The sequence below is a fragment of the Dorea sp. MB18-49 genome (assembly GCF_023669465.1).
Classification (GTDB): Bacteria; Bacillota; Clostridia; order Lachnospirales; family Lachnospiraceae; genus Dorea_A; species Dorea_A longicatena.
In genome coordinates this window covers 57,673-72,717 of sequence record NZ_JAMOYX010000007.1, presented here as the reverse complement: position 1 = coordinate 72,717, position 15,045 = coordinate 57,673, and the positions used below count along the sequence as shown (strand labels likewise).

The 15,045-nt window shown below is 41.5% G+C and carries 12 protein-coding genes and 2 tRNA genes; 2 read left to right on the top strand and 12 right to left on the bottom strand.

The annotated features are described in order from the left end of the window. Positions 1-99: 99 nt before the first annotated feature. Positions 100-1,197, top strand: a complete 1,098-nt coding sequence (gene aroC, locus NCY30_RS04170; RefSeq protein WP_250818498.1) for a chorismate synthase — start codon at positions 100-102, stop codon at positions 1,195-1,197. A gap of 135 nt (positions 1,198-1,332) precedes the next feature. On the opposite strand, the gene NCY30_RS04165 is transcribed toward aroC, so the two are convergent. From NCY30_RS04165 to NCY30_RS04120, 10 genes are all read right to left on the bottom strand, one after another. Continuing rightward, the gene (locus NCY30_RS04165; protein ID WP_022416063.1) at positions 1,333-3,000 is read right to left on the bottom strand and encodes a nucleoside kinase; all 1,668 of its coding nucleotides are present in this window, start codon (positions 2,998-3,000) and stop codon (positions 1,333-1,335) included. A gap of 39 nt (positions 3,001-3,039) precedes the next feature. Continuing rightward, a complete protein-coding gene (locus NCY30_RS04160) occupies positions 3,040-3,834 on the bottom strand; it encodes a Nif3-like dinuclear metal center hexameric protein (RefSeq protein ID WP_006426749.1) in 795 nt (264 codons plus the stop codon). A gap of 19 nt (positions 3,835-3,853) precedes the next feature. After that, complete coding sequence (locus NCY30_RS04155) at positions 3,854-4,549, bottom strand: tRNA (adenine(22)-N(1))-methyltransferase (protein WP_006426750.1); 696 nt, start codon at positions 4,547-4,549, stop codon at positions 3,854-3,856. Between the two features lie 14 nt (positions 4,550-4,563). Continuing rightward, positions 4,564-5,673: an RNA polymerase sigma factor RpoD gene (rpoD, locus tag NCY30_RS04150; RefSeq protein WP_006426751.1), complete on the bottom strand. Its 1,110-nt coding sequence runs from the start codon at positions 5,671-5,673 to the stop codon at positions 4,564-4,566. Positions 5,674-5,712: 39 nt separating this feature from the next. Continuing rightward, positions 5,713-7,491, bottom strand: a complete 1,779-nt coding sequence (dnaG, locus tag NCY30_RS04145) for a DNA primase (protein WP_055180979.1) — start codon at positions 7,489-7,491, stop codon at positions 5,713-5,715. Between the two features lie 162 nt (positions 7,492-7,653). Beyond that, a tRNA-Leu gene (locus NCY30_RS04140) sits at positions 7,654-7,738 on the bottom strand. Positions 7,739-7,781: 43 nt separating this feature from the next. Beyond that, positions 7,782-7,866, bottom strand: a tRNA-Leu gene (locus tag NCY30_RS04135). Positions 7,867-7,975: 109 nt separating this feature from the next. Further along, positions 7,976-8,521 (bottom strand): DUF5662 family protein, encoded by a 546-nt coding sequence (locus tag NCY30_RS04130; RefSeq protein ID WP_055180977.1) that lies wholly within the window; start codon positions 8,519-8,521, stop codon positions 7,976-7,978. Further along, positions 8,481-10,238 (bottom strand): alpha-amylase family glycosyl hydrolase, encoded by a 1,758-nt coding sequence (locus NCY30_RS04125; protein WP_250818497.1) that lies wholly within the window; start codon positions 10,236-10,238, stop codon positions 8,481-8,483. Before NCY30_RS04125 ends, NCY30_RS04130 begins: the two co-directional genes overlap by 41 nt. Before the next feature lie 29 nt (positions 10,239-10,267). Further along, positions 10,268-11,287, bottom strand: a complete 1,020-nt coding sequence (locus NCY30_RS04120; protein ID WP_139009586.1) for a sugar ABC transporter substrate-binding protein — start codon at positions 11,285-11,287, stop codon at positions 10,268-10,270. A 142-nt stretch (positions 11,288-11,429) separates the two neighbouring features. Between NCY30_RS04120 and NCY30_RS04115 the strand changes: the two genes are divergently transcribed. Next, positions 11,430-11,741, top strand: a complete 312-nt coding sequence (locus NCY30_RS04115; RefSeq protein ID WP_022416057.1) for a DUF1292 domain-containing protein — start codon at positions 11,430-11,432, stop codon at positions 11,739-11,741. Here the strand turns inward: NCY30_RS04115 and NCY30_RS04110 are convergent. Next, on the bottom strand, positions 11,724-13,565 hold the full coding sequence (locus NCY30_RS04110; RefSeq protein ID WP_215727055.1) for an ATP-dependent helicase: 1,842 nt from the start codon (positions 13,563-13,565) through the stop codon (positions 11,724-11,726). The two genes, NCY30_RS04115 and NCY30_RS04110, sit on opposite strands and share 18 nt — an antisense overlap. 9 nt (positions 13,566-13,574) lie before the next feature. Next, positions 13,575-15,038, bottom strand: a complete 1,464-nt coding sequence (gene gltX / locus NCY30_RS04105; RefSeq protein WP_022416055.1) for a glutamate--tRNA ligase — start codon at positions 15,036-15,038, stop codon at positions 13,575-13,577. Positions 15,039-15,045 lie beyond the last annotated feature (7 nt).

The following is a 15,045-nucleotide window of genomic DNA, read 5'->3' as shown; positions in this document are numbered from 1 at the left end:
ATTTATGATTGCGGCTTCGATGCTTTTTTTATATAATATATTTTATATAATAACACAATCTTTTATGACCGAATACATACGAACTAAGGAGACACAGATATGGCAGGATCAACTTTTGGAACTTTATTCAGGATCACAACCTGGGGTGAATCCCATGGACCGGCTCTCGGAGTCGTCGTAGACGGATGTCCCGCCGGGATTCCTCTCACCACTGATTATATACAGGCATTTCTTGACCGCAGAAAACCTGGTCAAAGTGAATTCACTACTGCCCGCAGAGAATCGGATACAGTCGAGATTCTTTCCGGCGTTTTTGAAGGGTATACAACCGGAACACCTATTTCTCTCGTAGTCCGTAATAACGATCAGCGTTCTCATGATTACAGCAATATCAAAGACTGCTATCGTCCGGGGCATGCCGATTATACATTTGATAAAAAATACGGATTACGTGACTATCGCGGCGGCGGACGTACTTCCGGAAGAGAAACTATTGGACGCGTTGCCGGCGGAGCTGTCGCTTCCCGCATTCTTGAATGTCTTGGAATAAAACTTACTACCTATACCAAAGCAATCGGTCCTGTATCCATTCCTTCCGATGCCTATGATTATTCTGTAATTAATGAAAACCGCCTTTATATGCCAAATTCGGAATACGCACAGCAGGCAGCTGCCTATTTGGAACAATGTATTTCTGATCAGGATTCGTCCGGCGGTCTGATTGAATGTATTATTGAAGGTATGCCCGCAGGTGTCGGGGAGCCCGTTTTTGACAAACTGGATGCTTCCCTCGCCAAAGCCGTTATGTCAATCGGGGCTGTCAAAGGTGTAGAAATCGGTGATGGATTCTCTGTTACATCTTCCAAAGGAAGTATCAACAATGATTCTTTCATCTCCGAAAACGGACAAGTTTTGAAGCAGACCAACCATAGTGGGGGGATTCTCGGCGGTATCAGCGATGGAAGTTCCATTATATTACGCGCAGCCATCAAACCGACACCATCTATTTCCCAACCACAGAAAACAGTAAACACTGCCGGAGAAAACATCGAAATTGCTATTTCTGGACGACATGATCCGGTTATCGTTCCACGTGCGGTTGTTGTAGTGGAATCCATGGCTGCAATTACACTTACAGATCTCCTGATGCAGAATATGACTTCGCGTATTGAATATCTCAAAAATATTTATCTTTAATAGGTGACTGCTTCTTCCGAACGCATGTTGATACATAGAACTTGCCACCGGCAACTTCTCTTGCATACTTTGTTATACCCAAAAATGCAAAAGAAGCTGACGACGACAGGTTCTTTTGCATTTATACTTTATACATTATACATGGAAACATCCGCCACCGATAAACTCCCTTAAAAGTGAATTTGCCGGCACATTCTCGCTTCCGATCCCTACAAAATAATCCAGGAACTTTAACAAACGTTTCGCTTCCAGATATTCCGGACACTCTCTTTCAATTCCAAAAAGCTGTGCTTCTACATATGGTTTCAATACTGCCAGTTCATAAATCAATGCAGAATTGAACATCACATCCGCTTCCTCCTGATATGGGAATATATTACACTCCTCACCTTTTCGTACAGACGGCCACATACGGATAGTTTCTTTTGCAGAAGTTCCTCTCGTTCTCGCATCTCGGACAATTCTGCGGATCAGACGCCCATCTGTTGTCGGAATCCGATTATGTTCATCAATATTCAGCTGCGTGAGTGCACTGATATATATTTTAAACTTGTTCTCATCCGGAAGATTTCTGGTTAATTCCGGATTCAGGCAATGAATTCCTTCTATTACAAGCACTTCATTTTCCTTTAACTTTTTCGGTCTGCCCTTATATTCTTTGTGTCCCGTGACAAAATTAAATTCTGGTATTACCACTTCTTTTCCATCGAGAAGTTCCTGAAGCTGACGATTAAACAGTTCTACATCTACCGCTCCCAGCCCCTCAAAGTCATAATTGCCATTCTCATCTTTCGGAGTCTCTTCACGTTCTTTAAAATAATTGTCCACTGCAATTGGATACGGGCACAGTCCATTCGCCCTGAGCTGTACAGACAAACGATGAGAAAACGTTGTCTTACTGGAGGAAGACGGCCCCGCGATCAGTACAAATCGAACATCCGAACGTACTCTGACCTGTTCCGCAATCTGCGCTATTTTTTCTTCCTGAAGCGCTTCCTGTACCAGTACCAGTTCATTCACATCACTTCTGGTAATTTTATCGTTCAAATCACCTACCGTTTCTATTCCCTGAGCATCTCCCCATTTCGTTGATTCCTGTAACACATGAAACAGCTGGTTCTGTGGTTCAAACGGAGGTACTTTTTCCGGCTCACCCTGGGTCGGCATCTGAATTACAAACCCTTCATCATACAAATATAATTTGAAATATTTTAAATATCCGGCACTCGGAACCATATATCCATAATAATAATCTTCAAATTCATTCATACTGTAAATATTCACACGTGATACCCTTCGATAATGAAACAATCGTTCTTTGTCATGCATCCCATGCTCTCCAAACATTGCAATCGCATCGTCTGTATGCACACTTTTTTTCTGAATCGGCAGATTCTTTTCTACCATTGTCCTCATCCGTCTCTCTACCTTATCCAGAAACTCTTGTGTGAGTTCTATATTGCCTTCTATCGTACAATAATACCCTTTACTTACAGAATAATGAATACGGACTTTATCGATATTCTTATGTTCTGCCACATCATATACCGCTTTTACAAGCATCAGGCTCATACTTCTGCGATACGCTTTATATCCAAGCGAATCTGCAGTCGTCACAAACTCAAGTTTACAGTCTTTTTTTAATGTTTTAAATAATTCCTGTAACCTTCCATCAACAAATACTAATACTATATCGTGCTCATATTCATGCTGATATTCTTTTGCAATATCCAGATATGTTGTTCCTTCCCGAAACTTTCTGTCACAGTCCCCTACCTGAACTGTATAAAAAACTTCATTCATACCTGCACCTCATTTCTTCTCTCCGGGTTATGTATGGAATCAGACGATCAGGAACGGATGACTGATCGGTGCCGCAACAATCTCAACCTCACTGAGATGTTTTTCAAGATACTGTCTCATATCTTCAATAAAGATATGTTCAATCCCATAATGTCCGCCATCGATGATTGCCAGTCCCTGGGCTACCGCATCAATTCCTTCATGATGTCCGATATCTCCTGTGATCAGAACATCCGCATTCTTATCCAGTGCCGCCTGAATCACACTTTTACCGGAACCCGGACAGATTGCTATTCTTTTTACTTTTTCTTCCAGATTACCGAATACCTTTACTGCCCCCAGATGAAATGCAGACTTCACATCTTCACAGCATTCTCTGAGAGTCATCGGTGTCTCAAGATCAGATACTCTTCCGATCCCTTCGGGTTCATCTTCTTTCCCTATATCCCCTTCTGCAGTTACTTCCAGAATTTCTGCATTCTTCATATTCATCTTATCCCCGGAAAGGTCTGCCATTCCCAGTACATCATAATTCGTATGCATAGCATAATAAGAAATATCGTTCTGTATCAGTTTTAAGATACGTTCTCCGACAAAATCCAGATTATGGATTCTCTTAATCGGTGAAAATATCATCGGATGATGTGTAATCAACATATCTGCTCCTGTCCTGACAGCTTCATCTATTACTTCATCTGTGGCATCTAATGCAATATAAATCCTTTTTACTTCCTTATCATCTCTTCCCACCAGAAGTCCTACATTGTCCCACGACAGCGCATAATTAAGCGGATATTCTTTCTCAATCTCATACATTACATCTTTACACAACATCTTACATACTCCCTTTCTTCTACTCGTAATACTTTAAAGCCTCTTGTGTCAGTATGATTTCCTGTTTCAGTTCTTCCATTCTCTCGGCAGCACTTGCACTGTTCTGATGTTTAAAAAGTTGTTGAAATACACTCTCTTTAATCTGCATCTCTCTGTCCAGATATTTTTTCAGGACAGGATGCTGTTCCAAAAGCAGACGTTTGCCATATGTATATTCACATATTGTATATTCTTCTTTTTTTCCGTGTATGACTTTCATCATTGGATAAAATTTTCCATCTTCCTCAACCATATTTTCCTCGGTAATCTGAAGATTATGTTCATTTAAAAATCTTCTCACCTTACCAATCTCAGATTGCGGCTGCAGGATCATTGTATCCAAAATTTCTACTACCGGATATCCTTCTGTCAGAATTTTAATCACCAGTCCTCCACCCATGCCTGCAGCGATCATTGTATCCACTTCTCCCGGAAGCACTTTTTCAAGTCCGTCCGAAAGTCTTGTCTCTATTTTCCCTTTCAGTCCATGTCCGACCACATGCATTCTGGCTCTCTCCAACGGGCCTCTGTTAATATCGAGTGCGATCACCTTTCCGGCTATATTGTGTTCTATAAGATAAATAGGAATATAACCATGATCTGTACCGATATCTGCAACAGAAGCGCCCTCTGTCACCAGATCTGCAACTGCCTGCAGTCTCTTTGATAGTTCCATAGGCGCCTCTTTTCTTAATCTAAATAATCTCTTAATTTTCTGCTGCGGCTCGGATGACGGAGCTTTCTGAGCGCTTTCGCCTCAATCTGACGGATACGTTCACGGGTAACGTCAAATTCTTTTCCAACTTCTTCCAGTGTGCGTGCACGTCCATCGTTCATACCGAATCTTAATCGCAATACCTTCTGTTCTCTTTCTGTCAGAGTATCCAGAACCTCGTCAAGCTGTTCTTTCAGAAGTGTCTGGGCTGCCGCTTCTGCCGGTACCGGTACATTATCATCCTGAATAAAATCTCCAAGATGACTGTCCTCTTCTTCACCGATCGGTGTTTCCAGAGAAACAGGTTCCTGAGAAATCTTAAGGATTTCTCTTACTCTTTCTACCGGCATATCAAGTTCAGCTGCAATCTCTTCCGGCGTAGGTTCACGCCCAAGTTCCTGCAGTAACTGTCTGGATACGCGGATCAGTTTATTAATTGTCTCAACCATATGAACCGGAATACGGATTGTCCTTGCCTGATCTGCAATTGCTCTTGTAATAGCCTGTCTGATCCACCACGTAGCATAAGTACTGAATTTAAATCCTTTATGATAATCAAACTTTTCTACTGCCTTAATCAGTCCCAGATTTCCCTCCTGGATCAGGTCAAGGAACAGCATGCCACGACCAACATATCGTTTTGCAATACTTACTACCAGACGCAAGTTTGCTTCTGCCAGTCTCTTCTTTGCCTCCTCGTCCCCATCTGCCATTCTTTTGGCCAGTTCAACTTCTTCTTCTGCCGACAAAAGCGGCACCTTTCCAATTTCCTTCAGATACATACGTACCGGATCTTCAATACTGATTCCATCTGGTACCGAAAGATCAATCTTCTCTACATCAATATCATCTTCGTCTGACATTACGATTTCATCCGGAATATCATCATCGTCATTACTGATTCTGAGCACATCAACGTTGTTTGCTTCCAGGTAATCAAATACCTTCTCCATCTGATCTGAATCCAGTTCCATATCAGAGAAGAAATCATTAATTTCCTGAATCTCCAGGATTCCCTTTTTCTTTTTTCCAAGTGATACAAGTTCTCTTAATTTTTCCTGGAATTTTACAATATTTTCGTCCATGTAATGTCCATCCTCTCATTGCTTGTTTATATTTTATCCTTAATTAATGGAAATATGCAGTGTCCGAAGATCCTGCATCTTTCTTTTTTCATTCATCAGGCGCTGCAATCCCTGAATATCTGTAGGATCCAGATTCTTTGTTGCTTCTTCAATGCTGTGTTCCTTGACTCTCAGAATTGTCTCCTGCAGTGCCTTTTCCTGCTCCTTCACCGTTGTCAGTTCTTTGATCTTCGTGTGGAACAGTCCTGCCACTTCCCGATGTTCCTCTTCATCTGTAAAATGATTCATAATCTGCGCCGGATTGGCTTCATGTTTTTCATACTGTTCATATAAAAGTTCTGCCACTTTTCTGAAAAGTCCTTCCGAAAAATCTTCCGGTGTAATATACTTTTCAATCTGGTGAAAAATCTCTTCACTTTCAATCAGCCATGTAAGCAGCACCTTCTGGGATACTAAAATTCCGTCTTCTTTTTTATTCTTCCTGTTATTTTGTATCTCCCTCGGTCTTTCTGCAGGCTTTGCAAGTCCTGTCTGTACCGCCATCTTACCGACCAATTTTCGAAGCTCTTCAAATCCGACATGATAGGCCTTTGCCACTGCTTCTATGTAATTATTACGTTCAATTTCTTCTTCAAACTGTGTAAGCCTTCTTGCCGTCTCCTTCATGAACTCCGTCTTTCCTTCCGGTGAATTCATATCATAGTCTTTCTCCAGGACTTCCAGACTGTACATGAATACATTTCTCGCACTTGCGATTCGCTCTTCAAATGCTTCTGCACCCAGATTCTTAATAAATTCATCCGGGTCCTTATACGGTTCCATTCTTATGATCTTTGCTGTGATTCCGGCATCTCTCAGGATTGGCATCGCTCTTAATGCCGCCCTTGTACCGGCCCCGTCACTGTCATAAGTCAGATACACTTCCTGTACATACCTGTGAATCAGTGCAGCATGTCCCGGTGTCAGTGCTGTACCCAGTGATGCAACCGCATTGGTAAATCCTGCCTGATGCAATGATATCACGTCCATATAGCCCTCACACAAAAGGAAATATGGCTTTTTGGTACGCCTTGCCCGGTTCAGGCCATACAGATTCCGGCTTTTATCAAAAATCATTGTCTCCGGGGAGTTCAGGTATTTTGGCTTTGCATCGCCCATAACACGGCCGCCAAATCCGATCACCCGGCTGTTGACATCCATGATCGGAAACATCACACGATTCCAGAACTTGTCATACACCCCGTTCTTTTCATCAATGCTGATCAATCCCGCCTTGGCAATCATATCATCTTTATACCCTTTGGACTTCAGATACCGATACAGGTCATCGCTGTACTTATTCGAATAACCCAGCCCGAACGCCTTAATGGTCTCATCACTAAGCTTACGCTTTTTAAAATATTCCAGTCCGACCGCACCCCGGCTGCTCTTAAGCTGTATATAATAATACTGTGCTGCAGCTTTGTTGATCTCCAGAAGTATCGCTCTGGTATCCGCACGTTCTTTTGCTTCTCTGGAATACTCTTCCTCCGGAAGTTCCACTCCTGCCCGGTCTGCCAGATATTTCAACGCTTCAACAAATGTATAATTCTCATACTCCATCAAAAATGTAAATACATTTCCTCCTGCCCCGCATCCAAAGCAATAATACATCTGCTTCTGTCTGCTGACAGAAAAAGAAGGAGACTTTTCATTATGAAACGGGCACAGGCCAAAATATGAGCTTCCTTTTTTCTGCAGTTTTACATAAGTAGATATCACATCTACGATATCATTTCTTGATCTTACTTCTTCAATAATCTCATCAGAATAATACATTTTGAATCTCCTCATTATTATTATTCGACAAAACTTTTTGCTTTCCTTTAATTTTTTGCTTTTTTTATTGACTTTTTCGTGTATAACGATATATTGGGGTATTATGGATATAGAAACAAAAAAGAACTTCCATATAAATGAAAGTTCTTTTCTAATGATGAATGCGGAAGATGGGACTTGAACCCACACAAGCGCAATGCTTACAAGATCCTTAGTCTTGCTCGTCTGCCAGTTCCGACACTTCCGCGCATTCATTATGTAATTTTCACCTTTCTATCAAGAAAGGTAACTGCGGAAGATGGGACTTGAACCCACACAAGCGCAATGCTTACAAGATCCTTAGTCTTGCTCGTCTGCCAGTTCCGACACTTCCGCATTCATCTTTGCTCTCTCGCGAAGACAAGATATATAATACATGAGAATTGTTATTCTGTCAACAGTTTTTTTGAAATTTTTTAATTTTTTTGAACTATTGCATAAACTGTTAATATTTCTTCTGTTTCAGCAGTACATGCTTAATGTATGAAAAAGTTTTTTCTTCTCCTTCTTCGGCCAGCATCTCTAACAATTCATGCAAAAGTTTTGCCGTATCCGGATGAATCATTTTTCCAAGTCTTGCCGCACCCTTTTCGTAATATTCCAATGGATGCCAGTTTCTGTATGCTTCTCCCTGGTAAGTCTTTGAAGCTGCAATACGATCCATGAACATCTCTACCACGTACCGAAGCGGCATTTTCAAACCAACCATGCCTTCTCCCGGTGTCACACTATAATCAATCCAGTATTCATAATGATGCTTATTCCGTCCTTTATGATGAAGCCATGCCCGGGAATATCCGGTTGCTTCTCTTTCCGCATTATTCGGACTTCGATTTCCCTGATAGTACTTACATCCCACAAGGAACTCCGTCGGAGAATATTTTGACATATCATGAAGAAGGCCCTGCTTATAAAGTCCTACTTCAAAACATTCTTTCATAACAAGATATTTATGATGATTGATCGTCTGTAAGTGTTGTAATGCTTTCATTTTTCTTCGTCTCAACCTCCACAATCCGGTCCGCCGTAAACACCACGATCGACCTCTCTTTTAACTCTGCTTTTCTCTGGTCTTTTAAAAGTTCCGGGTAATCCAGAATTCCACGATCTGTCGTTGCTCTTACATACCACCCATATCCCTTAGGCAACGCCGGCAGCGCAAATACGTGCTCCAGCCAGTGCATATTATATGCCACATAGCAATCCGCATTCTTCGTCCGGGCTCCACTGTAATATACTCCAAGCTGTCTGCTTGATACTTCTTTCGGCACCTGCCAAGCTTCCTCGCCATGATACGATACATCAGGAACGCCACAGCAACTCAGATCAATCCCCTGAAGTTCCCTCTCGGGTGTCAGAAGATCATGCTCTTTTCTAAATAAAATCAGTTTTTTAACAAAATCATGTAACGCCTTTTTCTTTTCCAGCCCCCGCCAGTCCGTCCATCCGACAGAATTGTCCTGGCAGTAAACATTATTATTGCCCTTTTGGGTGTTACCGAATTCATCTCCTGCCAGTATACATGGTGTTCCTTGTGAAAGAAGTAACAGGAAAAACGCATTATAAATCTGATGTTTTCGAAGTTCTGTAACAGCTTTTTTCCTGCTTGGCCCTTCCGCCCCACAGTTCCAGCTGTAATTATAATCCGGTCCGTCCTGATTCTTTTCTCCATTTTCCTCATTGTGTTTTGAGTCATAGGATACAAGATCATTTAAAGTAAAACCGTTCTGATCTGTAATACAATTAAATATTCCCTGTTTCTCTGAATGATGCTTAAGCCAGTAAATCACATCCGGAATCATGCCTTCATCGCCTTTAAGGAAACGACGCATCACTGTCTGGAATCCCAGTTCGTGTTCCATTATCTTTGTTTTTTTCAAAACCGGATCTGCATGAACACTTTCTATCGGAATGACCAATGGGTTCAGTATAAAACCATCTATATGATATTCCATCACATAATACCGCAGGCATTCCAGCATCATCATCTTATCTGCACCTGTACAGAACGGCATTTCAAGCACAACCTCTATTCCGGCTTTATGGCATGCTTTGACCATATCCTTAAGTCCTCTGGCCCCATCACCATCCGAAGAATATGCACTCTTAGGAGCAAAATAGAACCCTTCTCCATATCCCCAGTAATTTCTATATGTCTGGCATTCCTCAAATTCATACACCGGCATACAATGGATCTGATTAATTCCAAGATCTGTAAGATAATCTATCTTTTCTATAATCCCCTGAAACGTTCCTTTCGACTTTACCTTCGACGAAGCATGTCTTGTAAATCCCCTTACATGCAGACTGTAGGCAATTACCTGATGATAAGGGATCTGTAAAGTGTGGTCTCCCTCCCAGTCATACTCCTGTGACAGAAAACGGCCTCTGATTTCATGTCTGGCGGTCTCTTTTTTTACACCCCAATGCTCTCTTCCAGCCAGCGCCTGCACATAAGGATCCACAACAACCTCACCATCAATCAAATAATTATACTCATACTCTGCCGGTTCGATATCCGTAAGTGCAATACAGCGTACTTCTCCCACTGCCGTCTCCATCTCAAATTGTCTGTACAGTCGTTTTCTTCCTGCACGATATATTAACAGCTGACATTTTTTCTCTGTCGGAACTGCAATCGAAAAATTTATTTTGTTCTCACTGATCTGAACCCCCAGCGGTAACGGATATCCCTGAACCTCTCTCATATTATTTCCTTCCCATTGTCTGCTGACGCCTATTGCCATCCATCTGCGCCATACATTTCAACATTCTCTTTATTGATCATAAATACATCTACGGATGTCTCTTTTTCAAAATCTTTCCCCTCCAGAATATCCAATGCAATATCAACCGCTTTCTTTCCGATGTTGACCGGCGACTGTGCAACGGTTCCTGCAATCTGACCATCTGCCTTTTTTAATTCTTTTTTTATATCCGGAGAGCCGTCTATACTGTATACAACCGTCTGATCATTTCCAGCAAGATTCAATGCAGTCTTAGCTGCCACGGCCATCTGATCATTTCCACACATAATCGCAGTAATATCCGGCTGTTCATTCAGAATCTTTTTTGCAGCTTCCAGTGCACTGTCGAACGTTCCGTTGGTATCTTCTCTTGCTACGACTTCAAATCCTTTTTCCGCTTTGGCAATTGTCTGCTCAAATCCCGTAATACGGTCATTGATCGAATTCTGCTTTGTTGCCTCCAGAATCGCCACTGTCCCGCCATCCGGATACTTTTCAATCAGGTCATTACCACAGAGCTTACCCGCTTCGCTGTTATTAGAACCGACATAGGCATCTATATAGTCTGTATCTTTCACCTGTGAATCTATATTGATGATCTTCACACCAGCCTCTTGCAAAGCCTGTAATGACGGAGTAATCTTTTCCCAGTCTACCGGGCAAAGAAAGATTGCATTAATCCCCTCATCGATCATCTCCTGTATCTGCTCCGCCTGCGTATCCGCATTCGATGACGGGTCTTTTACTACCATTGTGCACTCTTCTTTATCCACGACCTGCTGTACGGCCTCTTCAAGTGTTATAAAATACGGATTCTGCATATCAATTACAGAAAAGCCAAATTTGTACTTTCCTGCATCATCTGTCTGATCTGTATCCTCCGAATCATCTGTTGTATCCTCACTGACTGCATTATCCACTGGTTTTCCTGCTTCCTTTTTGCATGCGGATAATGCGAAAATGCATACGAGTAATACTGCGATCACTCCTAACATTCTCTTCTTCATCATGTTGTTATTCCTCCTTATTATTGCGTTACATACAGCTACATTCTACAACATTTTTGTCTGTTTGACTACTATCATCTTGCTTTTTATCGCTTTCTTTGTTAAAGTTAAGATAAGTTTTAAAATTAGTAAAGGAGACTATGATATGAGCGACACAAAGGAAACAGAAGGCTACACCACAGTAGAGCTTACACTTGACAATGACGAAGTCATCGAATGTGCAATCCTCACAGTATATGAAGCTGCAGGCAAGGAATACATTGCCCTGCTGCCTCTGGACGAAAATCTTGAGCCGAATGAAGCTGGTGATGTTTATCTTTATCAGTATAATGAAACCGAGGACGGCGAACCTGACCTCGGCAACATTGAAGACGATGAAGAATATGAAATTGCAGCGGATGCATTTGATGAATGGATGGATTCTCAGGAATTCGACGAATCAGACATTGAGGAGTAATTCGGATACAAAACGGGAAGGGAGAAGATCTTTCCCGTTTTTTTCTTTTACATAACTGATAACCAGCTTTCTCTTCGCTCTTGTCATCGCCACATAAAAAAGCCGGCGTTCTTCTTCTATTTCTTCGTCGGTAGTTGCTTTCTTGTATGGGCAGCTTCCCTCATTTGCTTCAATCACGAATACGGTATCAAACTCAAGTCCCTTTGCAGCATGCATTGTCATCAGGTTTACCCCTTCTTTTTCTCCGTTTTTCTTATTCTGTTCTTTCAGCATTTTTCCATAACTTTCAATATGTTCAAACCATTCTTTTATGGTGCCATACCCCTTGGAGTTCTGCCAGATTTCTTCGAGCACTGCAAAAAGATCTTCCGAAGAAATCTTTCTGTATGCTGCATATTCCTTCAGGAACTCATCATATCCCATGCGTTTCCGTATATATTGAATGGCTGCATACGGTGTCTTGTCACAGATCATCTTCATGTCCCATTCCAGCTGATCGATTCTGTCAACCATCCAGTCTTTATCCCGGTAATATCTCCGGAGTGATTCATAAGAAACATTTCCTGTCTTCATACTCTCTCTTGTAAGATAGCGGTTTGGCCGGTTCGCAATCTGGAGAAAATATTTTCTGTCATATTCTCCCTGTGACAAACGGAGATAACTGATCATATCAAGTGCTATAAAATGCTCATAAATGTTATTCAGATGTTCTTTCATCACAAACGGGATCTGATACTCCGTCATCAGTTCTGACATTGCCCTTGCATCCACATTTGTCCTGTACAATACAGCCATTTCCGTATACGATACACCTTTTTCCCGGTATTCGCGAATCCTTTCCAACACATATTCCGCTTCCTGCACCGGATCTTTTACTTCCTGAACATGAACTGTCTCATCTGGTTTCCTGAATGCCTCTATCTTTTTTTCAAACCGGATTTTATTATTTCCGATCACACGCAAAGCCCCTTTTACAATATATCCGCTGCTGCGATAATTGACATCCAGAAGGATCTGTCTGGCCTTTGGATAATCCTTCATAAATTCCATCATGATTCCCGGCTTTGCCCCTCTGAATCCATACACTGACTGATCATCATCCCCTACCACAAACAGATTGTCCTGAGGCGCCGCCAGCATCCGTACCACATCATATTGTGCCTGATTCACATCCTGAAATTCATCTACAAGAATATACTGAAATTTTTCCTGCCATTTTTTCAGGATATCCGGCCGTTTCATAAAAAGATCTCTGCACTGTATCAGCATATCCTCAAAATCAATTTTACGATATTTCTTTTTTGTCTCCTCATAGGTTCTGTACAGTTTGCGGAATTTCTCTGTCGTATATTTCACCGGCTCATATTCTTCAATATCCATACAGTTATTTTTTACATTTCCTATCTCGATCGCCAGTTCCTGCAGATAATCTTTTTCTTCATCTGCCTCCGGTTCCTGATCCCAGTCAATTCCGGGTAAAATTTCTCTTAATATCCTGTACTTTTCTTCATCCGATAAAAGATTCGACTGATTCAGGCGATACGCCCATTTCAAAATTCCATAATATATTCCATGAAATGTGCCGAATGTTACTGCATAAGAAGAAGGGCCACATATACTTCGGGTCCTGTTTTTCATCTCCCAAGCCGCATACTTAGTAAAGGTAATGACCAGAATTTCTTCTGGCCTTACCTTATGCTTCATGATCAGATATTCTATTCTCTTTGCAATGGTTAGAGTTTTCCCTGAACCGGGACCGGCAAGGACCATACATGGTCCTTTATTATGGGCGACTGCCTCTGTCTGAGCATGATTTAAACTCATAGAATCCCCTTACTTGCTTAATAATTCAATTCCGTCTTTAATACGTTTTACAGATTCTTCTTTTCCAAGAATTTCCATAATCTCTGTTGCACCACCCGGCGTGCTCTGTTTTCCGGAAACTGCAGTACGGATTGGCCACATTACATATCCTACTTTCACGCCCTTCTCATCAACATACTTTTTAAGAAGTGCAAATAATGCATCATTACTGTAATCTTCCTGAGCTTCCAGCAGCGGCAGAACTTCTTTTAATACTTCCAGTGAATTTTCTTCATTCGTTTTCATCTTTTTATGGCAGTACATAGCTGTATCATATTCCGGTACTGCTTCAAAGAAATCAATCTGTTCCTCGATATCCGGGAAAATCTCAATTCTTGATTTTACCAGTGCTGCAATCTTCTTCAGATCATAATCTTTTGTAATAACATCGCGGACATACTTCTCGGCTCTTTCATAAAACTTATCGAAGTCCATAGCCTTGATATATTCCCCATTCATCCACTTCAGTTTTCCAAGATCGAATACAGCCGGTGACTTGTTCATTCGATGGAAATCAAATGCTTTTACCAGTTCTTCCAGTGAGAAGATCTCCTGATTTCCTTCCGGTGACCATCCAAGAAGTGCTACGTAGTTTACAACTGCCTCTGTCACAAATCCCTGCTCGATCAGATCTTCGTAAGAAGAGTGTCCGCAACGTTTACTCAGTTTCTTATGGTTCTCATCTGTAATAAGCGGACAATGAACATATACCGGTACATCCCATCCAAAAGCTTCATAGATCTTATTATACTTCGGTGCAGATGACAGATATTCATTACCGCGCACTACATGTGTAATTCCCATCAGGTGATCATCGACAACATTGGCAAAATTATATGTCGGATATCCGTCTGACTTGATCAGGATCAGATCGTCCAGTTCCTCATTCGGCACTGTAATATCTCCGTAAATCTCATCATGGAATGTTGTTGTGCCTTCTGTAGGCATGTTAAAACGGATAACATGTGGTTTTCCCGCTGCGAGATTCGCCTCAACCTCTTCTTTACTTAAATGCAGGCAGTGCTTGTCATATACAACAATCTCTGTTCCGCCATCTTCATCTGAAACTTTACTCTTCAGCGATTCCAGACGCTCTTTATCGCAGAAACAATAATAAGCATCCCCCTGTTCAATCAGCTGTTTTGCATATTTCAGATAAATTCCCTGTGCATTACGTTCACTCTGTACATATGGACCTACTCCTCCATCTTTATCCGGACCTTCGTCGTGAACCAGTCCTGTTTCTTTCAGAGTATGATAAATAATATCCAGTGCTCCTTCCACAAAACGTTCCTGATCTGTATCCTCAATTCGGAGAATAAAATCTCCGCCTTCATGCTTTGCGATCAAATAAGTATACAACGCTGTTCTTAAGTTTCCTACATGCATTCTTCCTGTAGGACTTGGTGCAAATCTTGTTCTTACCTTACTCATAACTATC

Excerpts from the sequence above, each read along its gene's own strand:
- NCY30_RS04130 (WP_055180977.1), bottom strand. The coding sequence starts at position 8,521 with ATGAAAGCATTACAACACTTACAGACGATCAATCATCATAAATATCTT.
- NCY30_RS04125 (WP_250818497.1), bottom strand. The coding sequence starts at position 10,238 with ATGAGAGAGGTTCAGGGATATCCGTTACCGCTGGGGGTTCAGATCAGT.
- NCY30_RS04165 (WP_022416063.1), bottom strand. The coding sequence starts at position 3,000 with ATGAATGAAGTTTTTTATACAGTTCAGGTAGGGGACTGTGACAGAAAG.
- aroC (WP_250818498.1), top strand. The coding sequence starts at position 100 with ATGGCAGGATCAACTTTTGGAACTTTATTCAGGATCACAACCTGGGGT.
- NCY30_RS04120 (WP_139009586.1), bottom strand. The coding sequence starts at position 11,287 with ATGATGAAGAAGAGAATGTTAGGAGTGATCGCAGTATTACTCGTATGC.
- dnaG (WP_055180979.1), bottom strand. The coding sequence starts at position 7,491 with ATGTATTATTCTGATGAGATTATTGAAGAAGTAAGATCAAGAAATGAT.
- gltX (WP_022416055.1), bottom strand. The coding sequence starts at position 15,038 with ATGAGTAAGGTAAGAACAAGATTTGCACCAAGTCCTACAGGAAGAATG.
- NCY30_RS04110 (WP_215727055.1), bottom strand. The coding sequence starts at position 13,565 with ATGAGTTTAAATCATGCTCAGACAGAGGCAGTCGCCCATAATAAAGGA.
- NCY30_RS04115 (WP_022416057.1), top strand. The coding sequence starts at position 11,430 with ATGAGCGACACAAAGGAAACAGAAGGCTACACCACAGTAGAGCTTACA.
- rpoD (WP_006426751.1), bottom strand. The coding sequence starts at position 5,673 with ATGGACGAAAATATTGTAAAATTCCAGGAAAAATTAAGAGAACTTGTA.
- NCY30_RS04160 (WP_006426749.1), bottom strand. The coding sequence starts at position 3,834 with ATGTTGTGTAAAGATGTAATGTATGAGATTGAGAAAGAATATCCGCTT.
- NCY30_RS04155 (WP_006426750.1), bottom strand. The coding sequence starts at position 4,549 with ATGGAACTATCAAAGAGACTGCAGGCAGTTGCAGATCTGGTGACAGAG.